The organism is Streptomyces gamaensis, from assembly GCF_042656465.1.
In the GTDB taxonomy this organism is placed as follows: domain Bacteria; phylum Actinomycetota; class Actinomycetes; order Streptomycetales; family Streptomycetaceae; genus Streptomyces; species Streptomyces gamaensis.
The window spans coordinates 1-22608 of record NZ_JBHSPB010000002.1 but is presented as its reverse complement, the minus strand read 5'-3'; the positions used below and the strand labels follow the sequence as shown (position 1 = coordinate 22608).

The window sequence follows — 22608 nt, the reverse complement described above, 5'->3', positions numbered from 1 at the left end:
GATTCGAACGAAAGACGGGGTTCAGAAACCTCACTGCATTCCACTGGTGACAACACGAGAGATCGGCGGCGACCACGATGCGGCTGCGCGCACTCCTGGAGACCGGGGCACTGGGCCTTCGGCTGCTCGGCGGCGAGGACGAGCTGGACCGCACGGTGCGCGGCGTGATGACGACGGACCTGCGGGACCCCAGCCGCTACCTCTCCGGCGGTGAGCTCGTGCTCACCGGGCTGGCCTGGCGGCGCGAGCCCGCCGACTCCGAGCGGTTCGTGCGCATCCTGGCGACGGCCGGGGTGGCGGGGCTCGCGGCGGGCGAGGCGGAGATCAGCTCGACGCCGGACGACCTGATCGAGGCGTGCGCGCGGCACCGGCTGCCGCTGTTCTCGGTGGACGAGACGGTCTCGTTCGCCTCGATCACCGAGTACGTGGTGCGGCAGGTCTCCAGCGAGCGGGCCGGGGATCTGGCGGCGGTCGTGGACCGGCACCGGCGGCTGATGACCTCGGGTCCGGCGGGCGGCGGCCCCGAGGTCGTGCTCGATCTGCTCGGCTCGGACCTGGACCTGCGGGCGTGGGTGCTCTCCCCCACCGGGCGGCCGATCGCCGGTTCCTCGCTCGCGGGCTCGGGCCCGCAGCTGCCGGCGTCGGTGTGCGCGACGCTGGCGGGCGAGCACCTGGCGGCCGCGCGCGCGGGGCGGCGCGGCCCGTACCGGGTGACCGCCGAGGGCGTCACGTACTCACTGTTCCCGGTCGGCGCGGGCGGACGGGCCGTCGGCTCGCGGGACGTGCGCGAGAGCGTGCTGTCGGACTGGCTGCTGGCGGTGGAGGCGGACGCCGGGGACTGGCCGGCCGAGCGGCTCGACCTGCTCGACGGGGTCACCCAGCTGATCGCCGTGGAGCGGGACCGCCGCGACGCCGCCCGCGCGGTGCGCCGCCGCCTCGCCCAGGAGGTGCTGGAGCTGGTGCAGACGGGCGCCGCCCCGCCGGAGATCGCGGCCCGGCTGCGGGTGGCGGCGCCGGTGCTGCTGCCGGGCCTGGGCTCGGCCCCGCACTGGCAGGTCGTCGTCGCCCGCGTCGACTGGTCCGGCGGCGACGGGCCGGAGCTGCCCGGCGGGCAGGTCGCCCAGTCGCTGCTGGAGGAGATGCTGGACACGCCGGGCGGCGAGCCCTCCGACCGGATCGCCGTCGCCCACACCGGTGAGGAGGCGGTGGCGCTCGTGCCGCTGCCCGCCGTGGCCCCCGCCGGGGACGAGGGCACGGGCCCGGGCCTGGAGGCCGAGGAGCTGCTGGCCGCCGTGCGGGAGCCGCTCGCGCGCGGGCTCGGTGACGACGGCCGGCTCACCCTCGGGGTGAGCGCCGCCGTGCACTCGGCGGAGGGGCTGCGCGGCGCGCTGGAGGAGGCGCGGCACGCCCGCCGGGTCGCGGCCGCGCGGCCGGGCCGGGTGTGCGCGGCGGGCCACCAGGAGCTGGCCTCGCACGTGCTGCTGCTGCCGTTCGTGCCCGACGACGTGCGCCGCGCCTTCACGGCCCGGCTGCTGGATCCGCTGCGCGACTACGACCGCCGCCACCGCGCCGAGCTGATCCCGACGCTGGAGGCGTTCCTGGACTGCGACGGCTCCTGGACGCGCTGTGCGACGCGGCTGCACCTGCACGTCAACACGCTGCGGTACCGGGTGGGGCGGATCGAGCAGCTGACGGGGCGCGATCTGTCGCGCCTGGAGGACAAGTTGGACTTCTTCCTCGCGCTGCGCATGAGTTGACATCTGTCGCGGGCGTCGTCGGGTGCCGTCGGCCCGTTCGGGCGACACATGAGCAGTCGGACGCTCACTCCCCGGTACGCTGCGGCCAGCGCCGGCAGCCGCGGGCTGCCCGGGGGGCGGCAACTCCCCCCGGGTTCCCCGGAGTCCGTCCGGCGCCGCCGCCGGGTTTGTGAATCGCTTCACACCAAACCCTTGGCCGTGCCCGGCAGTTCGTGCTGGGATCGGCTCGGATCCGCCGGGACCGAGGGCGGGCACGGCCTCCGGCTTCGACGCGCGCTTGGGGAGGGCACTGTGGCGGAGACCGCCATGCGGAACTCGGGATTGCCGGAGCCACGGGGGGAGCACGGGGCCGGCCCGCACGACGACCCGTTGGACGGTGCCGTGTGGCGGCTGCGTTCGCGGGCCTGCTGGGAGGACGCGGCGGCCCTGCTCGCGCCGCGCGCCGCGCACGAGGCCGGGCCGGCGCTGCGGCGGGCGGCGGTGCTGGCCGAGCGGTGCGTGTTCACCGGGCGCGGCTGGCAGGCCGCCGAGGACGCGCTGCGCTCGGCCGAGGCGCTCGCCACCGACGACGAGGAACGCGGCGCCGCCGCCTGCGAGCGCGGCCATCTCGCCTACGCGGCCACCCTGCTGGGCGTACGGGACCGGGCGGACGAGGCCCGCTCCGCCCTCGGGCGCGCGGCGGCGCTGCTCGCCCGCGACTCCCCCACCCGCCCGCTGCTGCACTTCCGCCGGGGGCTGATCGCCCAGCACCTCTCGGACAACCCCTCCGACGCGACGGCCGCCTTCGAGCGCGCCCACGCCGGGGCGAGCGCGCGCGGCCAGCGGCTGCTGACCTCCTTCACCTGGCGGCACGTCGCGGCCATGGCCGAGCACGACGGCCGGCTCGCCGAGGCCCGGTACGGCTTCGCGGAGTCCCTGCGGATCCGCGAGGAGCTCGGCTACCTCGTCGGCATCGCCCCGGCACTGGCCTCACTCGCCGCCGTCCTCCCCGACCCCCAGGAAGCGGCCCGCCTCCGCGCGGAAGCGGGCCGCCTGGTCCGACTACTGGGCGGCGTCCCCACGTGGCTCGCGCCCCGCCTCACCCCGACGCCGGGCCCGGACCGCCCGGCGGAGACGGACTGAGGCGAGCGCGGGGCGGGTACGGGGCGCGGCCCTCGGCCGCGCCGCTGGCGGAGTGCCCGCGCGGCGGGAACGGCGTAGGGCATGGGCTGGTACGGGCGGGACGGGGCACCCGGAGATCAGCGCGTGGACGCGAGGTGCCCGTCGGCGCGGGCGGCACGGCAGACGGCACGGGTCGGTATGTGCGGGGCCGCGCGGCGTCGCCGCGGGCGGACCGGGGCGCCCGGAAGTCAGCGCCCGGACGCGACGTGTTTGCCGGAACGGCAGACCGCACGGGTCGGCATGCGCCGGGCCGTACGTCGTCGCCGCGGACGCGCCGGGGACCCGGACTTCAGCGCCCGGACGCGACGTGTCCGTCGGCACAGCCAGAACGGCGCACGGCACAGGCACGGGCCCGTACGCGCCGGGCAGCGCGCGTTGTCGTCGCGTGCGGGCCGGGGCACCCGGAGATCAGCGTGCGGACGCGAAGTGTCCGCGCGCCACGCGTTCGACGGTGTCGAGGTCGCGGGCCGCCAAGGCGTCCAGCAGCGTGAGGTGTTCCTGTGCGTCGGCCGTCAGGTCGGTGGGTGGGAGCGCTTCGCCGGGGGCGGGGGGCCATTGGGCGCGGCGGTGGAGTTCGTCGGCTACGGCGACGAGTTGGCGGTTGCCCGTGTGCGCGAGGAGCGCGCGGTGGAAGGCGCGGTCGGCCTCGGCGTAGCGTACGCGGTCCCCGGCGGCCGCCGCCGCGCACGCCGCCTCGGCGAGCGGTACGAGCTCGCGGCAGCGTGCCGCCGGGAGCGTACGGGCGAGCCGCAGCACGGCGGGCACCTCCAACAGGGCCCGTACCTCGGCGAGTTCGGCGAGGTCGCGCGCGGTGCGGCAGGTGACGCGGAAGCCCCGGTTGGGCACAACCTCGACGGCGCCCTCCTGCGCGAGCTGCTGCATCGCCTCCCGTACGGGCGTGGCGGACACCCCGAACCGCTCCCCGAGCGCCGGCCCGGAGTACACCTCGCCCGGTGTCAGCTCGCCGCTGACGAGCGCCCGGCGCAGCGCGTCGAGCACCTGCCCGCGCACGGAGTACCGCTGCGGCGGCCGGGGCCGGACGGGGCCCGGCGCGGGAGCGCGCCCGTCGTGGACGTGCTCACCGCGTACATGCACGTGCTCACCGCGTACGTGCTCGCCGTACGCCTCCTCGGCACGCGACCGTACCTCGCGTGCCGCCTCCGCCTCCGCTCCCGCTCCGGTCCGCGGCCGGTACCGGGCGGTGCGGGGTCTGCCCTGCTCCATCGGGGGTCCTCCTGTGTTCCTCTGCACCATAGGCGGCGCCCAAGCCAGTTCAAACCCCGATCAACCAGGGTAAGGCAAGCCTTACCTGCAAACGACCATGATTCGGGACTCCCGGAGGGCGGCGCACCGATCCCCCTCTCCCGCCCCGCGCGGCACACCGGACGCACCGGCGCCTGTCGGCAACCCCCAGCCCTTACACCACTCGATCCAGTGATGAACGGGGAACACAATTCCCCTTCGCTCGCACACAGTTCGAATTCCGCTGCAGAAACCCGTATGCCTTTGCCCTCCATTGGCAGGCAGTTGCTCCGAAACCCCTTGGAGTACGGTCCGATTCCGACAGGATGGCGCCGGAAAGGCCGTACAGCTATGCAAGGGACGCACGATGAGGGTGACGGAAATACCGCTTAATTGGATGCTCCCCAGTGTCGTGGCGCTCGCCGGGGCCGTGGTCGCGGTGACGTTGCTCGCGCGCAGCCGGCACGGGGGCTCCGACGAGACGACAGGGTCCGCGGACTCCTGGGAGCGGTCGGAGGGGCGCAGGCGCCGCAAGGAGGGCCTCTACGCGAGCGCCTCGTACGTCCTGCTCTTCTGCTGCGCGGCCGTGGCCGCGGCGCTCTCCTTCCACGGACTGGTCGGGTTCGGTCGGCAGAACCTGGGGCTGACGGACGGCTGGGAGTTCCTGGTGCCGTTCGGTCTGGACGGGGCGGCGATGTTCTGCTCGGTCCTCGCCGTGCGCGAGGCGAGCCACGGCGACGCGGCGCTGGGCTCGCGGATGCTCGTGTGGACCTTCGCCAGCGCGGCGGCCTGGTTCAACTGGGTGCACGCGCCGCGCGGGCTGGACCACGCCGGCGCGCCGCAGTTCTTCGCCGGCATGTCGCTGTCCGCGGCGGTGCTCTTCGACCGGGCGCTCAAGCAGACGCGCCGGGCCGCGCTGCGCGAACAGGGCCTGGTGCCCCGCCCGTTGCCGCAGATCCGCATAGTCCGCTGGCTGCGCGCCCCCCGCGAGACCTTCGGCGCCTGGTCGCTGATGCTCCTGGAAGGGGTGCGCTCCCTGGACGAGGCCGTCGACGAGGTCCGCGAGGACAAGCGCAACCGGGAGCAGGAGCGCTCGCGCCGCCGCGAGGCCGACAAGCGGGAGCGGGCGCGCCTGAAGGCGTACAGCCGGCAGCACCGCTGGGCCCGGGTGCGGGGCGGCCGGCAGGTCGGGGTCGAGGTCAGCGCCACCCAGGTGCCCCCCGCCGCGCCGCCGCCCGCGCAACTCGCCGGGGACCCGTCCATAACCGAGCAGGGACAACTCCCCTCGCGCGCCCGGCCGCTGCAGGCGGTGGGCGGCGGACAGGAGCCCATCGACCTCACTGCCGAGGACGACACCCAGGCCATCCCGCGACTGGACTCGCTGGAGGCCAAACTCGCCCAGATGGAACGCCACTTCGGCTGACACACCCGGCCGGTACGAGTGCCCCGGACCGTGAACCGGTCCGGGGCACTTCTGCTGTTCGCTGCTCTCTGCTGCCGTCCGCCGCCGCCTGCTGTCCACCGCCCGCCGTCTGCCGTCCGGGCGCGGGATCAGCGCTCCCGCGCGCCCAGTTCGAACCAGACGGCCTTGCCGACGGCGTGCGGGCGGATCCCCCAGCCGTCGGAGAGCGCGTCGACGAGCAGCAGACCGCGCCCCGAAGTCGCGGTGCTCTCCCAGGGATCCGCGCCCTGCGCGCCGCGCGCGCCCTGCCCGCTCTCCGCTCCGGCCGGCTGCCGCGTCGTGAAGTCCCGCACCTCGACGCGCAGCAGCCCCTGCGCGGGGCCGGCCGGACCGGCCGTGAGCGTGACCGTGACGACCGCGCTGCCGTCCGTGTGCACGAGGGCGTTGGTGACCAGCTCGCTCGTCAGCAGCTCGGCCGTGTCCGCGCGCCCCGGCTCCCCCCAGTACTGGAGGAAACGGCGCAACTCCGCCCGGACCTCGTGCACCGCACCCAGATCACGCCGGCCCAGCCTCCGCTCGAACCGGGGCCCCCGGCGCTCCGGGCGCGGGCCCGGCGGGGCCGTACCGTCGCCCTCCGTCGTGCCGCCCGTGGCCGCTGCCGTGCGGGGCAGTGGCGGAGCGGCTCCCGGTGGGCTTCCCGACGACGCGCCGTTCGCCCCCGTGCCCCGCGGTGCCGTGCCGCCCGCGGTCCCTCCCCGGCCCGCGTGGCCGCGTGTTCCCCACCGGTCCGCTGTCCGCTGTCTCATCCTTCCCTGCCCCGACCCCTCCCCGGCGCCCCGGCATCGAACACGTTCCCGTACGTTCACGCAATGCATGCCCCGGGCCGGGCAGAACGACTCCTGTTGACCCGTCAACAGGGCAACAGGAATCAAATACCGGAGGATTTCCGCCGCTTGTGCCACGGTTCGCGGTCCGCGAATATGCCATGGACACTGCACTCAATAACGGGCCAATAACGCCGGGTTGTTGAATGGGGATTCAGCCCTCCCAGAGCGCACAGGCGGTGCGGTCGTCGGCGTATCCCTTGACCCGCAGCTGCGCGTCGGCGAGGAACGCCGCCAGGCCCGGCGGCGGGCCGCCCGACCAGCGCTCCGCCAGCCGGTCGCCCAATTCGGGCTCGTCGCGCAGGGGTTCGGCCAGACCGGCCGTGCACAGCAGCAGCGTGTCACCGGGCCGGGCCGCGGACACCAGGAAGCGGAAGCCCTCACCGGGCCTGCCGGGCGCCGGGAAGGCCGGCGCGCCACCGGGGGCCGCGGGGTCGGGCGGCACCGGGCCGTAGCCGACGACGGGCACGCCCGCGCCGTTCACGACACGGGACTCCGCCTCCTGGTCCAGATCGTCCCAGACTCCCTCACGCAGCCGGAACAGGCCCCCCGTCCCCGCGCCGAAGCACACGCGCGTACGGCAGCGCGGGTCGGCGGTCAGCAGCAGGGCGCGCACGGCGGCGGTGTACTCCTCGGGGCGCAGGCCGAGTTCGGCGGCGCGGGCGCGCAGCCGCCCGTACGAGCGGTCGGTGAGGCGCTGGAGCCCCGCCCTCAGCTCGCCGCGCCGGCCGCCGCGGATGTCGTCGGCCAGCCGCGCGTGGCTGCGGCCCACCGCGCCGCCCAGCCAGGCGCACACGTCCCGGGCCGCCCGGTGCGCGCCCTCGGCGGCGCGGGTGCCGCCCGCCATCGCGACGAACAGCAACGCGCTCTCGCCCTCCCCGAACCGGGCCGTGAGCAGCGCGTCCCGGCGCGGCTCCCCGCGATAGCGCGCCGAGTCGCCGCGCAGCGACAGGGCGCGCAGGGTGACCGCGCCGTACTGCGCGCCGTCCAGCACGGTGTCCGGTACGGAGTCGCCGAGTTCCCCGGGGTCGGCGTCCGGCCAGGCCGTCGGCTCCGGGTCGTACGTGGGAGGCCGCTCCCCGACGAAATCGACCGCCCGGCCCCGCTGCCGGGGCAACGGCACGAAACGGGCGCCGCCGGAGGGTTCGACCTCGACGGAGGGGCGCGCGCCGGCAGAGGGCCGGAGTTCGGTGGAGGGCCGGCCCCGGTCCGGGGAACGCGCCTCGGCGGACAGCCGGACGTCGACAGCGGGTTCGAGCTCGGAGGAGGGCCGGGGGCCGGGGGCCGGCCGGATCCCGGCGGACTCACGGGACGCCGGCGGCGAGGGTGTCACGGCATCGGATGCCTCTTGCGTCTCCTGCGTCTCCTGCGTCTCTTGCGCTTCCTGCGTCTCCTGTGGTGCGGGCTTCCCGGTACGCACCCTGCCGCCCTTCCGCCCGCGCGGGGCACCCCGCGCCTCGTCCGACAGCCTCTCCGAGGCGGCGGGAGGCGGCAGTTGCAGCGGTCCAGCACCGGAGCCGAGTCCGTCGGGACCGACGGGCCGAACAAGTCGACCGCCACGACCGGGGTCACCGGAACCCACGTCCCCGGAACCGCCGAGCCCGCCCGGCTCACCGGGGAAGCCGAACCCGTCCGAGGCCCCGGCAACGTCGGGATCGACGGACCGCACAGGGCGCCCCGCACCCCCCGAGCCACCGGAGCCCCCAAGCCCGCCCGGCTCACCGGGAAGACCAGGCCCACGGGAGACGCCGACGCCGTCGCCGCCAACAGGCCGTACGGGCCGACCCGCACCACCGGAGCCACCGGAACCGTCGAACCCTTCGGACGCGACAGGCTGCGCGGAACGGCCGTCACATCCGTTGACGGCACGGCCGGAATCACCAGGAGCCGAGCACCCCTCGGACACGTCGAACTCACCCGGTTCACCAGGGAAAACGGGTCCGTCTGACACCCCGCAAGCGTCGGGATCAACGGACCGCCCCGGCCGCCCCGCACGATCACCGGGGAAGCCCCCAGCGCCGTCGAACCCGCCGCCACCGGCAGGCCGACCCGCACCCTCGGCACGGCCGGAACCACCAGGGGCCGAGCGCCCCCCGGACACCTCGAACTCACCCGGTTCACCAGCCAAACCGGACCCATCCGACACCCCGGAAGCGTCAGGATCAACGGACCGCCCCGACCGCCCCGCACGATCACCGGGGAAGCCCCCAGCGCCATCGAACCCGCCGCCACCGGCAGGCCGACCCGCACCCTCGGCACGGCCGGAACCACCAGGGGCCGAGCGCCCCCCGGACACCTCGAACTCACCCGGTTCACCAGCCGAACCGGACCCATCCGACACCCCGGAAGCGTCAGGGCCAACGGATCGCCCCGGCCGCCCCGCACGATCCCCCGGGAAGCCCCCGGAAGCATCGAACTCGTCGCCACCGGCAGGCCGTACGCGCCGACCCGCACGACCGGAGCCGCCGGAGCCATCGCGTTCGCCCGACCCACCAGGGAATCCGGACACACCCAGCCCGTCGCCACCAACAGGCCGTCCCGGCCTCCGTGCTCCACCCGAGCCGCCAGAACCCGCGAAGTCCCCGGAAACCTCGAACCCGTCGCCACCGACGGGCCCTTCTGGCCGCACAGCACCACCAGGGCCACCGGAACCGTCGAACTCGCCCGGCTCACCCGACACTCCGGAGACGTCGGCGCCGTCGCCACCGGCAGGCCATACGGGCCGACCCACACCCTCGGAACCGCCGAACCCGTCGGCCCCGGCGGGGTCTGACGGGGGGCCGTAGTCGGCATCCGGCCGGTCCGGACTCTCCTGGCCCTCGGGGCCCGGAAACGCTTCGGCGGTGCCGAACCAGTCGGAGGCGCCGGCCCCGCGCACCACTACGAACTCCTCGGCCCCTTCTCCGGCCGACTCGGGCTCCGGGCCGGAGCGTTCACCGCCCGCGCGGCGCCCGGCGCCCTCGCCCAGGACGGGCTGTCGCGCCCCTCCCTTTCCGGGCGACTCGGTCGGGCGCCCCGCCGCGCGGGCGGCACGCCGGGCCGGGCGGCCGGACCGGGCGGGGGCGGCAGGGGCCTCCCCCGGTTCCGCTCTCGGTGCCCCCCGCGCAGCCCCTTTATTTGGTTTTTCGGGCTTTTCTGCTTTTCCCGTTTTCCCCGCTTTTCTCGTGGGCCGCGCCACCGCCCGCCCCCCTCCCACGACCGCCGAAACGGAGCTGAATCGCTCGTCCAGGCTGTCGTCCTGGCTTCGGCCGGCGGCGGTCGCGCCCGTGTCGGCGGTGCCTTCGCCGTACAACTCGCGCCACCAGGCGTCCTCTTGGCCGGGTCGGTGATCCCCCTGCTGACTCATGCCCTTATTGTCCACACTGTCAGGCATACGGGAAGAGTGCACGACAGACCTCCCCCGGGGATGATGAATCTCGTCGAAATTGTTCGTGCCGGCCCGGCGATTCGGTGAGTTGCGGGAGGGATGTCGCATGCCCTGTGCCATAGGACCGGAAACGGAATCATCGGCCGAAAGAGCCGCCATAGAACTGGTGACCGGAATTCACTCCGTCGGTGAGCGACTGCGTCAACTCCGGTACGGGGCAACGCGGGAGGTGTGCGCGCTGCTGACGGGCAGACCCTGGGCCGCCGTCACCCCGGCAGGGGCGGCGACGGCGGCCCGCGTACCGCTGAGGATCGTCGTCGAGCGCGCCGGACCGTACGCACGCGCGGGATCGGCCGCCGGCGGGATCGCGTTCGGCGGCCCGGCGCTGATCCGGGTGGTCGAACGGGTTCCCGCCGAACTCGTCGTCGCCGACCGGGAGATCGCGCTGCTGCGCCTCACCCCGTCCGCTGCGGACGGGAGTTCGGACGGCACCACGGAGGACGACACGGTCCACTCCGAGCCCCAGGAATCACAGGAGTCCCTCGCATTGGCCGTACGCTCCGGGAAACTGCTGGCCTCCCTCGTCGACCTCTTCGAGGACGTCTGGCAGGAGGCACTGCCCCTGCGGGTGTGCGCGGACACCGGCCGCCGGGACGGCGGCGCCGGGCCCGACGCGACGGACCTGCGGATCCTGTCGCTGCTGCTGGTCGGGCTGACCGACGCGAGCGTCGCCCGGCAACTGGGGCTCGGGCTGCGGACGGTGCAACGCCGCGTGAAGCGGCTCATGGAGCTGGCGCGCGTCACCACCCGGCTGCAACTGGGCTGGTACGCGGCGGAATGCGGCTGGACGGCGGCGCGGGGCACGCCGTGACGCCGTCGCTCACACCCCCGCTCCCTCCAGCGCGAGCAGCGCGCGCTTGCGGTCCAGTCCGCCCGCGTAGCCGGTGAGCGAACCGTCGGCGCCGATCACCCGGTGGCAAGGACGCAGCACGAGCAGCGGGTTGGCGCCGACGGCGCCGCCGACGGCGCGCACGGCGGCCCGTGACGCGCCGACGCGGGCGGCGAGTTCGCCGTAGGTGGTGGTGGAGCCGTAGGGGACGGTGTCCAGCGCGGCCCACACCTTCTCGCGGAACGCGGTGCCGTGCGTGGCGAAGCGCAGGTCGAACTCCTTGATCCCGCCCGCGAAGTAGGCGGCGAGCTGCCGCCGCGCCTCCGCGAACGCGGCGGGCTCGCGCCGCCAGTGCGGTGCCGTCTCCGGCGCGTTCCTCTGGCCGGGGACGGACAGCGAGCACAGCGCGGTGCCGCCGGGCGCGCCCGGGTCGGGGGTACCGGTGAGGAGCAGGAGCCCGAGGGGACTGTCGATCTCGGTGTAGAGCACGGTGGTGCCGGGGGTGTTCATGGGGTGTCCTTCGGGATCGGGCGTGCGGTGTGGTTCCACAGGTGGTGCACGGCGTACGAGCGCCAGGGCCGCCAGCCGTCGGCCGCGGCCGGGGACGCGTCGAGCGCCGCGAGGCCCTGGCGTACGCCCGCGTCGCCGGGCAGGAAGACGTCCGGGTCGCCGAGGGCGCGCATACGGATGTAGCCGGCGGTCCAGGGGCCGATGCCGCGCAGGGCGAGCAGGGCGCTCTCGCCCGCGTCGCGGTCGGCGCCCGGGTCGAGGCGGACGGTGCCGTCGGCGAGGGCGGCGCACAGGGTGCGCAGGGCGCGGCGGCGGGCGTCGGGCATGCCGAGTTCGTCGAGGGCGGCGTCGGCCAGGGCGCCGGGTTCGGGGAAGACGTGGGTGAGGCCGCCGTCGGGGGCGGCGAGGGGTTTGCCGTAGGCGGCGACGAGGGTGCCCGCCAGGCGTGCGGCGGCGGCCACGCTCACCTGCTGGCCGAGTACGGCCCGTACCGCGAGCTCCGGCCCGTCGGCCGCGCCCGGCGAGCGCAGTCCGGGCCGGGCGGCCACGAGCGGCCGCAGCCGGGGGTCGGCGCCGAGCCGTTCGGCGACGGCGTACGGGTCCGCGTCGAGGTCGAACAGGCGGCGGACCCGCTGCACGGCCGTGGACAGATCGCGCAGGTCGGTGAGGTGGAGCCGGCAGTCCAGCCAGGCGCCGTGCGGCGGGCCGGGGGCGGGCTCGTGGATCTCGGCGATGCCCGTGCCGTAGGGCAGCCGCAGGGTGCGGCGGTAACGGCGGGGCGTGCCGGGTGCGCCGGGTGCGCCGGTGACCTCCTCGATGCCGGTGATGGCGCGCAGTTGCAGGAAGTCGAAGATCTCGCGGGCGGCGTACGGGCCGCGGTGCGCGAGCCGCAGCGGGATCCCGGCGGGCGCCGGGTGCGGGCCCCGGGGCCGGCCCGCGCGGGCCGCCGCGCGCAGTTCGCTGGGGGTCCGGGCGTAGACGGCGCGGATCGTGTCGTTGAACTGCCGCACGCTCGCGAAGCCGGCGGCGAACGCGGTCTCCGTGACCGGCAGGCTCGTGGTCTGCAGCAGGACGCGCGCGGTGTGGGCGCGCTGGGCGCGGGCGAGGGCGACGGGACCGGCGCCGAGCTCCTCGGTGAGCTGGCGGTGGACCTGCCGGGAGCTGTAGCCGAGCCGCGCGGCGAGCCCGGCGACGCCCTCGCGGTCGACGACGCCGTCGCCGATGAGCCGCATCGCCCGGCCGACGAGGTCGGCCCGGGCGTTCCACTCGGCGGAGCCGGGCACCGCGTCCGGCCGGCAACGCCGGCAGGCCCGGAACCCGGCGCCCTGCGCGGCCGCCGCCGAGGGGTAGAAGCGGACGTTGGCCCGCTTGGGGGTGACGGCCGGGCAGCTGGGCCGGCAGTAGATTCCGGTGCTCGTCACGGCGAGAAAGAACTCGCCGTCGAAGCGCGCGTCCCGGCTGCACACCGCTTGGTAGCGGGCGTCGTCACGGGTGGTGGCTGCGGGCTGGTTCACGCCTCCAGTCTGCGGCAGGGGCGGGTGGGGGACTGGCGGGAATCGGACATGACGGTACGGGGGCCTCCGGCCGGGTGTGCGGGGTGGTGCCGGGGTCCGGGACTCTGCCCCCTGGCGGGGGCCTGCGGGCGGGCTCGCGGCTCCGGTACGGCGACAACAAGCCCGCGCGGCGCCAGCCGCGACCGGGGGTCCAGGGGCGGGGCCCCTGGCGGGGCCCGGGCCCGCGGCCGGGACCCGGTAGCGGCAGCGACAAGCCCGTCGCGGGGGCGCCTCCTCCGGGGAGGCTGAAGACGAGCAACACCGCAGCCCCGACCGGGGTCCAGGGGCTCCGCCCCTGGCGGAGGCCCGGGCCCGTGGCCGGGGGCCCGGTACTGGCACCGGCGAGCCCCGCCAGGGGCACCTCCCCCAGGAGGCCGAGGACGAGCACCGCAGCCCCGACCGGGGGTCCAGGGGCTCCGCCCCTGGCGGGGGCGCGGGGGCGGAGCCCCCGGGTCAGTGGCCGCGCTTGCGTTCCATCGCCGCCCTCCCCTCCGCCTGTTTGCGCTGCCAGTCGCGGCGGATCTCAGCCCGCAGCCGGGCATCGGTGCGGGCGGCGATGCGGGCGTTCTCGCGCAGCAGTTTGCGGTAGCTGTCGAGGCGGCGGGCGGGGAGGTCGCCCGCCGCGATCGCGTCCTGGACCGCGCAGCCGGGTTCCGTGGCGTGGGCGCAGTCGTGGAAGCGGCAGTGCTCCGCGAGGGTCTCGATCTCGGCGAAGGTCTGCTCGACGCCGGCGCGGGCGTCCCACAGGCCGACGCCGCGCAGGCCCGGGGTGTCGATGAGGACGCCGCCCGACGCGAGCGGCAGCAGGTCGCGGGTCGTGGTGGTGTGCCGGCCCTTGCCGTCACGGTCGCGGGTGGCGTTCACGGCCTGGGCGGCGGCCTGCCCGCACAGGGCGTTGGCGAGGGTGGACTTGCCGACGCCGGACGGGCCGAGGAGCACGGAGGTGCCGTCGGCGAGGACGGCGGCGAGGACGTCCATGCCGTGCCCGGTCCCGGCGCTGACGGCGAGGACCTGCACGCCGGGCGCCGCCGCCTCGGTGTCCGCGAGGAGGTGGCCGAGGACGGCCGGGTCGGGGACGAGGTCGGCCTTGGTGAGGACGACCAGGGGCTGGGCCCCGCTCTCCCAGGCGAGGGCCAGGAAGCGTTCGAGGCGGCCCAGGTCGGGTTCGACGGCGAGGGAGACGGCGACGACCGCGCGGTCGACGTTGGCGGCGAGGATCTGGGCCTCGGAGCGCTGTGAGGAGGTGGAGCGCACGAAGGCGGTGCGGCGCGGCAGCAGGGCCCGTACGAAACGGTGGTCGGCGTCGACGGCGGCCCAGTCGCCCGTGCACATCACGGCGAGGGTGTCACCGGTGGCGACGAGGGCGGCGTCGGCGTGCACGGTGCGCACGGTGGTGCCGTCGGCGACGACGAGGTCGCAGCGGCCCCGGTCGACGCGGACGATGCGGCCGGGCAGCAGGCCCCGCTCGGCGTGGGGGGCGAAGCTCTCGGCGAAGCCGGCGTCCCAGCCGTAGGGGGCGAGCGGGTGCGCGGAGGCGGAAGACGAAGACGTGGTGGAAGCAGGGGAGTTCACGGAAAAGGCCCTTCGCGGGAGGTGTGGCTCCCGGGGGCGCGCGGCGAGGACGTGCCGTCAGCCGGTGGCCGCGGGAGCGGGGTCGGTGGATTCCTGGGTGCGGGCAGGCCGCAGCGCAATGACCGTCCTCAAGGTCCTCACCTCCGCTTCCTCCGGCTCGTGTTGTTCGGCTCGTGGTGCTCGTGTGTGCTTCGCCGAGATGCTAAAGGCCCCCGGTCACGGGGGCCAAATGGTTTTTTCGCGGGGCCAGCGGGGTCAGTCGCGCCGGTCGGGTTTGGCGTGCCGGGCGTGTTTGGGGCGGTGTTCGGGCTTGGCGGTGTGGATGCGGGAGCGGACGTCCTCGGGCGGCAGGAACTGCGCCCAGCGCTCGGGGAACTCCGAGGGCGGCTCGCGGTCCCGGCCGGCCGCGCCCTCGTCGACCGGTTCCTCGTAGTCGTCGAGGTCGTCGTCGTGCAGGCCGGCTTCGAGCGCGGCGGCCGCGCGGGCGGCCGCCTCCTGGGCGGCGAGGGCGGCGCGCTGCCGGTCGACCTCGGCGCGGGCGGCGGCGGTGGCCACGGACGGCCACACCCGGTCCATGGCCGCGTTGACGGCGGCGCCGACGAGCACCGCGAAGGCCGAGACCCCGATCCACAGCAGCACCGCGACGGGCGCGGCGAGCGAGCCGTAGATGGTCAGGCCCTCGACGGTGTGCGTGAGGTAGATGCGCAGCAGGAAGCTGCCGAGCACCCACATCGTCAGCGCGACGAGCGCGCCGGGGATGTCCTCGCGCCAGGGCGAACGCACGGGCACGGACACGTGGTAGAGCGTGGTGAGGAAGGAGACGGACAGCACGATGACCACCGGCCAGTACAGGACGCGCACCAGCTCGGCGCTCCACGGCACGACGGACATCACGGCGTCCGGCCCGGCCACCATCAGCGGCAGCGCCACCGCCCCGATGAGCAGGGCCACGAGGTAGAGCAGGAAGGCCATCAGGCGGGTGCGGACGATGCCGCGCCTGCCCTCCAGCCCGTACATGATCGTGATGGTCTCGACGAAGACGTTGACGGCGCGGGAGCCGGACCACAGGGCGATGGCGAAGCCGAGGGAGATCACGTCGGGGCGGCCCTCGGTGACGTCCCGCAGCAGGGGTCTGGCGATCTCGTTGACGCCCTTGTCGGACAGCACGGTCGCGGCCGCCTTGAGGATGTTGTTCTGGATCGAGCCGATGGTGTCCGTACCGGTCCAGTAGTCCAGATACCCCAGGAGGCCGAGCAGGCCCAGGAGCAGCGGCGGCAGCGAGAGGAGGGTGAAGAACGCCGCCTCGGCGGCGAGTCCGGTGACCCGGTACTCGACGCAGGAGTTGACGGTGTCCTTCAGGAGCAGCCACGCCATCTTGCGTTTCGAGACATTTCGGTACAGGACGCGAGCCCTGTGGAGCCTGCCCGCTCTCCGCTGCTCCGGTTGTTGGTTTCCTGCCTGCACTCTCCAACCGTATAGGCCCTGGCCAGGCTCGTTCACACCGTGGCCGGGCGGGCCGGGGGCGCGGGGGTCGCGGGAGAGAGGCGGGGATGGAGACGGGGAGGCCGCGGAGGCCGAGTGGAGGGTGGTGCTGCGCCGACTCGGCACCACCCTCCGGCCGCTCGTGAAAACGATCCCGCCGACGCGGTGTCCGGGGCAACCGTTGCATGGAGTTGCAATCGGCGGGATGCCCCTCCGGGCCGGTCCCGGCGACGGCACCATGGTCACCGTGAACCGGGGACCCATCGACGAAGTCCTGCTGCCCGCCGTCCGGGACGCCGCGCTGGCCGGCGCGCGGCCGCCCGTGCCGCCGCGCCCGGTGATCGGGCAGTCGTGGCAGCGTGTCCGGCTGCGCGGCCTCGACCCGGACCGGGGCAGGCCACCGGCGCCGCTGCCCACGGAGGAGATCGAGCACCGCCGGCACAGCTCGCCGCTGGCCGAGCTGCTGCCGCAGCTGCGGGAGGGCCTGGCCGGGGTGGTGGACGCCGACCGGCATCTGCTGGTCGTCACGGACGCCGACGGTCTGCTGCTGTGGCGGGAGGGCACCCGGCCGGTGCTGCGCAGCGCGGACCGGCTGGAGTTCCGGGTGGGTGCCGCGTGGCGGGAGGAGCTGGTGGGCACCAACGGCATCGGCACGGCGCTGGTGGAGCGCCGCCCGGTGCAGGTGCGTTCCGCCGAGCACTTCGTGCGCACCCACCACGCCTGGACGTGCGCGGCGGCCCCGCTGCACGATCCGCGCGACGGCCGCCTGCTGGGGGTGCTCAACGCCTCCGGCCCGGCCGCCTCGTTCAATCCGGCGACGCTGCCGCTGGTGACGGCGGTCGCCAAGGTCGCCGAGGCGGAACTGCGGGCGCGGCACTGGGAGTCGGTGGACCGGCTGCGGACGGTGGCCGCGCCGATGCTGGCCCGGCTGGGCGGGCGTGCCCTGGCGGTGGACCGGGACGGCTGGACGGCGGCGGTCAGCGGGCTGGCGCCGGTGCGGCGCATCGCCCTGCCGAAGGGGGTGGAGGCGGGCCGGGTGTGGCTGCCGGCGCTCGGGCTGTGCGTGCTCGAACCGCTGCCGGACGGCTGGCTGGTGCGGGTGACGGAGCCGGCGGCGCCCGCGGAGGCGCCGCCGGGCCGGGTGGTGCTGGATCTGCGGCGGCCGCGCGAGTGGACGGTGACGGTCTCGGGCGCGGCCGGCGAGTGGGCCAAGGAGCTCAGCCCGCGCCACGCCGAGCTGCTGTACGTGCTGGCCCGGCACCGCTCGGGGCGGACGGCCGCGCAGTTGGCGGCGGATCTGTTCGGGGACTCCTCGCGGGAGGTGACGGTACGGGCCGAGCTGTCGCGGATGCGGCGCACGCTCGCGGGGGTGCTGGGCCGGCGCCCGTACCGCTTCGCGGACCATCTCGACGTGCGGCTGCTGCTGCCGCACCGGGCGGAGGACCTGCTGCCCGCGTCGCGGGCACCGGCGGTGCTGGCGGCCCGCCGGGCGGCCGCGCAGCCGTGACCCGGGGGCCGGGCGCGGGCCGGGGCGTGGTTGGCTTCCGTCCATGAACGCGAAGAACGACGACACGGGCACGGACACGGGTACGGACACGGGCACGGGGACCGTCACGGTGACCACCTGGTCCCTGGAGCAGACCTCGCCGGGCGACCTGGTGCCGCCCACCGTGCCGGGCCCGCCGCCGGGGGTGCGGATCGTCCGCGCCGAGGTGCCCTCGCCGGAGTTCAGCCGCTTCCTGTACACGGCGGTGGGCGGCGACTACCGCTGGACGGACCGGCTGGGGTGGACGTACGGGCAGTGGCGGGCGTTCCTGGAGCGGCCGGGCGTCGAGACGTGGGTGGCGTACGAGCACGGCACCCCGGCCGGATACCTGGAGCTGGAAGCGCAGCCCGAAGGGACCGTGGAGATCAGCTACTTCGGGCTGCTCCCGGCGTTCCAGGGCCGCCGCATCGGCGGATACCTGCTCGCCTACGGAACCGAGCGCGCCTGGGACCTCGCCGAGCGCCGGCCGCAGCTCCCCCCGACGAAGCGGGTGTGGCTGCACACATGCAGCAAGGACGGCCCGCACGCCCTGGCCAACTACGAACGGCGCGGCTTCCGCGTCTTCGCCACGAAGACGGAGCAGGAGCCGCACGCTCCGGTGCCGGGCCCGTGGCCGGGGGCGCATGGCGGCTGACGCCGCGGGAACCGGTGACTCGTGGCGCCGGCCGTGCCGGGTGCCGGTGCGGGTGCCGGGGGCGGGGGCGCATGCCGGCTGACGCCGCGCGGCCCGGCGAATCGTGGCGCCGGCCATGCCGGGCGCCGGCGCTGTGCCGGTGCCGGTGAGCACCCCGGCCGGCGTCCCAGCAGGTCGTACGCGCCACGCCCACCGTGGCGGAGCCGCACAACTCAGCTGCCCCGCACAGGACTTCGCGGTGCCGGCCCGGCGGGCGCCCCACACGCGCTGGAGCCCTTCGGCCTCCCGCCCGGCGGGCCACCCCTGCCGGGCCCCGCGCCGACGCGGGCATCGCCCCCAGGGGCCGCGCCCGCCCACCCGCCACCGCATACCACTCCCCGAGACACACCAGTCCGCATCGCGGACAAGTGTGGACTCCCCCGAGAGCGCCGTGCGACGCTTCCGTCATGCCCAGCGCCGGAGTTGCCTTGATCAGTCGACGCCACGTCGACCTCGGCCGTGTGTCCAGCGCCATCTGTCGTGCCCCCCGCGCCCTGTGTCCGGCGCACTGACGCGCTGACAGCAAGCCGTTCCGGCGGCGCCCTTTCCGTAGCGGCGCCGTAGTCCCGCCGCCCCCGTCGCCGTGGGCGAGCCGACGCCGTCCCCCTTTTCCGCTCCCTTTCCGCGCACTTCACGCAACGCGCATGCCGGCCACGCCCGTTGCCGCTCCGGCGCGCCCCGATCCCCGACGAGGAACCACCATGGCCGCCACCACACCGCCCCCGGCCGTCTCCCCGCCCCGCCGTCCCTCCGGCCGCCCCGCAGGCCGGCACCGGGGCGAAGGGCAGTGGGCCGCGGGGCACTTCACTCCGCTCAACGGCAACGAGCAGTTCAAGAAGGACGACGACGGTCTCAATGTGCGGACACGTATTGAGACGGTCTACGCGAAGGCGGGTTTCGACTCCATCGACCCGGCCGATCTGCGCGGCCGGATGCGCTGGTGGGGCCTGTACACCCAGCGCAGGCCGGGCATCGACGGCGGCAGGACGGCGGTGCTGGCGCCGGAGGAGCTGGACGACCGGTACTTCATGCTGCGGGTGCGCGTCGACGGCGGCCGGCTGACCGTGGCCCAGCTGCGCGCGATCGGCGAGGTGTCGCAGACCTACGCGCGCGGCACGGCGGACATCACCGACCGGCAGAACATCCAGCTGCACTGGGTGCGCATCGAGGACGTGCCCGCGATCTGGGAGAAGCTGGAGGCCGTCGGGCTGTCGACGACCGAGGCGTGCGGCGACTGCCCCCGCGTGATCATCGGTTCGCCCGTCGCGGGCATCGCCGCCGACGAGATCATCGACGGCACCCCGGCGGTCGAGGAGATCCACGCGCGCTACATCGGCAGCAAGGAATTCTCCAATCTGCCGAGGAAGTTCAAGACGGCCGTCTCGGGCTCGCCCGTGCAGGACGTGGTGCACGAGATCAACGATGTGGCGTTCGTGGGCGTGGTGCACCCCGAGCACGGACCCGGCTTCGACGTGTGGGTCGGCGGCGGACTGTCGACCAACCCGCGCCTGGCACAGCGGCTCGGCGCGTGGGTGCCGCTGGCGGAGGTCGCGGACGTGTGGGCGGGCGTCGTCGGCCTCTTCCGCGACTACGGCTACCGGCGGCTGCGGACCCGCGCCCGGCTGAAGTACCTGATGGCCGACTGGGGTCCGGCCCGTTTCCGGCAGGTGCTGGAGGAGGAGTACCTGGGACGGCGGCTGCTGGACGGTCCCGCGCCCGAGGAGCCGGTGGGCCGCTGGCGCGACCACGTGGGCGTCCACGCACAGCGCGACGGCCGCTTCTCCGTGGGTTTCGCGCCACGCGTCGGCCGCGTCGACGGCGCCACGCTCACCAAGGTCGCCGATCTCGCGGCCACGCACGGCAGCGACCGGCTGCGCACCACCGTCGAACAGAAAATGATCGTCCTCGACGTGCCGGGCGACCGGGTCGACCCGCTGGTCGAGGGACTTGAGGCACTGGACCTCCAGGTGCGGCCCTCGCCCTTCCGGCGCGGCACGATCGCCTGCACGGGCATCGAGTACTGCAAGCTCGCCATCGTCGAGACCAAGGCGCGCGGCGCGTCCCTCATCGACGAACTGGAGCGCAGAATGCCGCACTTCGAGGAGCCCATCACCATCCACGTCAACGGCTGCCCCAACGCCTGCGCCCGCATCCAGACCGCCGACATCGGCCTGAAGGGCCAGCTGGTGCTGGACAATGACGGCAACCAGGTGGAGGGCTTCCAGGTGCACCTGGGCGGCGCGCTGGGCCTGCGGTCCGGCTTCGGCCGCAAGGTGCGCGGACTGAAGGTCACCTCCGCCGAACTCCCCGACTACGTCGAGCGCGTCCTCACCCGCTACGGCCAACAGCGGGCCGAGAACGAGCGGTTCGCGCAGTGGGTGGAGCGGGCCAGTGAGGAGGACCTGTCGTGAGCGGGAGGGCTGCCCCTTTCTTCTGCCCCTACTGCGGCGACGAGGACCTGCGTCCGCACGAGGCGGGGCACGGCGCCTGGGAGTGCGGTGCCTGCAACCGGGCGTTCCGGCTGTCGTTCCTCGGCCTGCTCGCCAAGGGCCTCACCACGGGGGAACGGCCGTGAGCGCACCGCACACCGTACGGGACACCGACGCCCTGCGCGCCCTCGCCGAGGAAGCCGGCCGCGCGCTGGAGGACGCGCCCGCGCGGGAGATCCTGCGCTGGGCCGCCGACACCTTCGGGCCGAGGTTCTGCGTCACCTCCTCCATGGCGGACGCCGTCGTCGCCCACCTCGCCGCCCGCGTACGCCCGGGCATCGACGTGATCTTCCTCGACACCGGCTACCACTTCCCGGAGACCCTCGGCACCCGCGACGCCGTCGCCGCCGTCATGGACGTCCGCGTCGTCACGCTCACGCCACGGCAGAGCGTGGCCGAGCAGGACGCCGCGTACGGGCCCCGGCTGCACGAACGCGACCCGGACCTGTGCTGCGCACTGCGCAAGGTCGCCCCCCTCGCGAACGGCCTCGCCGCGTACGACGCGTGGGCGACCGGGCTGCGCCGCGACGAATCCGCCACCCGCGCCCGTACCCCCGTCGTCGGCTGGGACGAGCGGCGGCGCAAGGTCAAGGTCTCCCCCATCGCCCGCTGGACGGCCGCCGACGTCGACGCCTACGTCGCCGAACACGGCGTCCTCACCAACCCGTTGCTCATGGACGGCTACGCCTCCGTCGGCTGCGCGCCCTGCACCCGCCGCGTCACGGCGGGCGAGGACGTACGCGCCGGACGCTGGGCCGGGCACGCCAAGACCGAATGCGGGCTGCACGGTTGACGGCCGGAAACACGAGAAAGCAGCAGGAGCACAGCATGAACCGACGGACGACTCAACGCACGGATACGGGCGGGGCCACGGTGTGGCTCACCGGCCTGCCGAGCGCGGGCAAGACGACGATCGCCCGCGCGGTGGCGGAACGACTGCGCGCGGAAGGGCGGGAGGTGGAAGTACTCGACGGCGACGAGGTCCGTACCTTCCTCTCCGCCGGCCTCGGCTTCTCCCGCGCCGACCGCGACACCAACGTCCACCGCATCGGCTACGTCGCCCAGTTGCTCGCCGCGCACGGGGTGACGGTACTGGTGCCGGTGATCGCGCCGTATGCGGATGCGCGGGAGGCGGTGCGCAAGCGGCATGCGGGGGCGGGGACGCCGTTCGTGGAGGTGTGGGTGGCGACTCCGGTGGAGGTGTGTGCGGTGCGGGATGTGAAGGGCCTGTACGCGCGGCAGGCGGCGGGGGAGATTTCCGGGCTGACGGGGGTGGACGATCCTTATGAGCCGCCGGTGGCGCCGGAGTTGCGGGTGGGGGCGGGCGGGGAGGCGGTGGGGGAGTCGGTGGCGGCGGTGTACGGGCTGCTGGTGGCGCGGGGGCTGGCGGGGGCGCGGGCGTGAGGGGGTCGTCCGGGGTGTTGTCGCATCTTGAGGTGCTGGAGTCGGAGGCGGTGCACATCCTGCGGGAGGTGGCGGGGGAGTTCGAGCGGCCGGTGCTGCTGTTCTCCGGGGGCAAGGACTCGGTGGTGATGCTGCATCTGGCGCTGAAGGCGTTCGCGCCGGCACCGTTGCCGTTCGCGCTGCTGCATGTGGACACCGGGCACAACTTCCCCGAGGTGCTGGCCTTCCGCGACCGGATGGTGGAGGAGTTCGGGCTGCGGCTGCATGTGGCGTCGGTGCAGGAGTTCATCGACCGCGGGGAGTTGCGGGAGCGTCCGGACGGTACGCGTAATCCGCTGCAGACGGTGCCGCTGCTGGAGGCGATCGGCCGGCATCGTTTCGACGCGGTGCTGGGCGGGGGGCGGCGGGACGAGGAGAAGGCGCGGGCGAAGGAGCGGGTGTTCTCCCTGCGGGACGCGTTCGGCGGCTGGGACCCGCGCCGGCAGCGCCCGGAGCTGTGGCAGCTGTACAACGGCCGGCACGCGCCGGGCGAGCACGTGCGGGTCTTCCCGCTGTCGAACTTCACCGAGCTGGATGTGTGGCAGTACATCGCGCGGGAGGGGATCGGATTGCCGTCGCTGTACTACGCGCACGAGCGGGAGGTGTTCGCCCGGGACGGGATGTGGCTGACCCCCGGT

At 74.9% G+C, this 22608-nt stretch carries 20 protein-coding genes; 13 read left to right on the top strand and 7 right to left on the bottom strand.

Annotated elements, in window-relative coordinates; translation table 11 throughout:
- Nucleotides 1–77 precede the first annotated feature (77 nt).
- Together ACFP1Z_RS02845 and ACFP1Z_RS02840 are read left to right on the top strand one after the other, a co-directional pair.
- Entirely contained in the window at nt 78–1757 is a 1680-nt protein-coding gene (locus ACFP1Z_RS02845; protein ID WP_390314131.1) for a PucR family transcriptional regulator, read from the top strand.
- A 306-nt stretch (nt 1758–2063) separates the two neighbouring features.
- A complete protein-coding gene (locus tag ACFP1Z_RS02840; protein ID WP_390314612.1) occupies nt 2064–2879 on the top strand; it encodes a hypothetical protein in 816 nt (271 codons plus the stop codon).
- A 447-nt stretch (nt 2880–3326) separates the two neighbouring features.
- On the opposite strand, the gene ACFP1Z_RS02835 is transcribed toward ACFP1Z_RS02840, so the two are convergent.
- Nucleotides 3327–4142, bottom strand: coding sequence for a GntR family transcriptional regulator (locus ACFP1Z_RS02835; RefSeq protein WP_390314130.1), 816 nt, complete (start codon nt 4140–4142; stop codon nt 3327–3329).
- A 385-nt stretch (nt 4143–4527) separates the two neighbouring features.
- On the opposite strand from ACFP1Z_RS02835, the gene ACFP1Z_RS02830 reads away from it, so the two are divergent.
- Nucleotides 4528–5583, top strand: a complete 1056-nt coding sequence (locus ACFP1Z_RS02830) for a DUF2637 domain-containing protein (RefSeq protein ID WP_390314129.1) — start codon at nt 4528–4530, stop codon at nt 5581–5583.
- Between the two features lie 128 nt (nt 5584–5711).
- On the opposite strand, the gene ACFP1Z_RS02825 is transcribed toward ACFP1Z_RS02830, so the two are convergent.
- Together ACFP1Z_RS02825 and ACFP1Z_RS02820 are read right to left on the bottom strand one after the other, a co-directional pair.
- Nucleotides 5712–6107 carry an ATP-binding protein gene (locus ACFP1Z_RS02825; protein WP_390314128.1) on the bottom strand — a complete coding sequence of 132 codons (396 nt, stop codon included), beginning with the start codon at nt 6105–6107 and terminating at the stop codon, nt 5712–5714.
- Between the two features lie 493 nt (nt 6108–6600).
- A complete protein-coding gene (locus ACFP1Z_RS02820) occupies nt 6601–7779 on the bottom strand; it encodes a protein phosphatase 2C domain-containing protein (RefSeq protein WP_390314127.1) in 1179 nt (392 codons plus the stop codon).
- Between the two features lie 162 nt (nt 7780–7941).
- On the opposite strand from ACFP1Z_RS02820, the gene ACFP1Z_RS02815 reads away from it, so the two are divergent.
- Together ACFP1Z_RS02815 and ACFP1Z_RS02810 are read left to right on the top strand one after the other, a co-directional pair.
- A complete protein-coding gene (locus tag ACFP1Z_RS02815; RefSeq protein WP_390314126.1) occupies nt 7942–8394 on the top strand; it encodes a hypothetical protein in 453 nt (150 codons plus the stop codon).
- A 1585-nt stretch (nt 8395–9979) separates the two neighbouring features.
- Nucleotides 9980–10684: a helix-turn-helix transcriptional regulator gene (locus ACFP1Z_RS02810; RefSeq protein ID WP_390314125.1), complete on the top strand. Its 705-nt coding sequence runs from the start codon at nt 9980–9982 to the stop codon at nt 10682–10684.
- Between the two features lie 9 nt (nt 10685–10693).
- On the opposite strand, the gene ACFP1Z_RS02805 is transcribed toward ACFP1Z_RS02810, so the two are convergent.
- The 4 genes from ACFP1Z_RS02805 to ACFP1Z_RS02790 form a co-directional block, all read right to left on the bottom strand.
- The gene (locus ACFP1Z_RS02805) at nt 10694–11212 is read right to left on the bottom strand and encodes a methylated-DNA--[protein]-cysteine S-methyltransferase (protein ID WP_390314124.1); all 519 of its coding nucleotides are present in this window, start codon (nt 11210–11212) and stop codon (nt 10694–10696) included.
- Nucleotides 11209–12726, bottom strand: a complete 1518-nt coding sequence (locus ACFP1Z_RS02800; RefSeq protein ID WP_390314123.1) for a DNA-3-methyladenine glycosylase 2 family protein — start codon at nt 12724–12726, stop codon at nt 11209–11211. The genes ACFP1Z_RS02805 and ACFP1Z_RS02800 overlap by 4 nt, the downstream gene beginning before the upstream one ends.
- A gap of 492 nt (nt 12727–13218) precedes the next feature.
- Entirely contained in the window at nt 13219–14337 is a 1119-nt protein-coding gene (gene rsgA / locus ACFP1Z_RS02795; RefSeq protein ID WP_390314122.1) for a ribosome small subunit-dependent GTPase A, read from the bottom strand.
- Between the two features lie 255 nt (nt 14338–14592).
- Nucleotides 14593–15801: a YihY/virulence factor BrkB family protein gene (locus tag ACFP1Z_RS02790; protein ID WP_390314121.1), complete on the bottom strand. Its 1209-nt coding sequence runs from the start codon at nt 15799–15801 to the stop codon at nt 14593–14595.
- Nucleotides 15802–16057: 256 nt separating this feature from the next.
- Between ACFP1Z_RS02790 and ACFP1Z_RS02785 the strand changes: the two genes are divergently transcribed.
- The 8 genes from ACFP1Z_RS02785 to cysD all read left to right on the top strand — a co-directional run.
- Nucleotides 16058–17326, top strand: coding sequence for a GAF domain-containing protein (locus ACFP1Z_RS02785; protein ID WP_390314611.1), 1269 nt, complete (start codon nt 16058–16060; stop codon nt 17324–17326).
- A gap of 43 nt (nt 17327–17369) precedes the next feature.
- Nucleotides 17370–17999 carry a GNAT family N-acetyltransferase gene (locus ACFP1Z_RS02780; RefSeq protein ID WP_390314120.1) on the top strand — a complete coding sequence of 210 codons (630 nt, stop codon included), beginning with the start codon at nt 17370–17372 and terminating at the stop codon, nt 17997–17999.
- Nucleotides 18000–18445: 446 nt separating this feature from the next.
- Entirely contained in the window at nt 18446–18550 is a 105-nt protein-coding gene (locus ACFP1Z_RS02775; protein ID WP_390314119.1) for a putative leader peptide, read from the top strand.
- Nucleotides 18551–18739: 189 nt separating this feature from the next.
- Complete coding sequence (locus ACFP1Z_RS02770) at nt 18740–20449, top strand: nitrite/sulfite reductase (RefSeq protein WP_390314117.1); 1710 nt, start codon at nt 18740–18742, stop codon at nt 20447–20449.
- On the top strand, nt 20446–20613 hold the full coding sequence (locus tag ACFP1Z_RS02765; protein WP_390314116.1) for a PDDEXK family nuclease: 168 nt from the start codon (nt 20446–20448) through the stop codon (nt 20611–20613). Before ACFP1Z_RS02770 ends, ACFP1Z_RS02765 begins: the two co-directional genes overlap by 4 nt.
- The gene (locus ACFP1Z_RS02760; protein ID WP_390314115.1) at nt 20610–21320 is read left to right on the top strand and encodes a phosphoadenylyl-sulfate reductase; all 711 of its coding nucleotides are present in this window, start codon (nt 20610–20612) and stop codon (nt 21318–21320) included. Before ACFP1Z_RS02765 ends, ACFP1Z_RS02760 begins: the two co-directional genes overlap by 4 nt.
- Before the next feature lie 35 nt (nt 21321–21355).
- The gene (gene cysC, locus ACFP1Z_RS02755; protein ID WP_390314114.1) at nt 21356–21931 is read left to right on the top strand and encodes an adenylyl-sulfate kinase; all 576 of its coding nucleotides are present in this window, start codon (nt 21356–21358) and stop codon (nt 21929–21931) included.
- Nucleotides 21932–21945: 14 nt separating this feature from the next.
- Nucleotides 21946–22608: sulfate adenylyltransferase subunit CysD (gene cysD, locus ACFP1Z_RS02750; RefSeq protein ID WP_390314113.1), on the top strand; the 663-nt coding region annotated here is incomplete at its 3' end.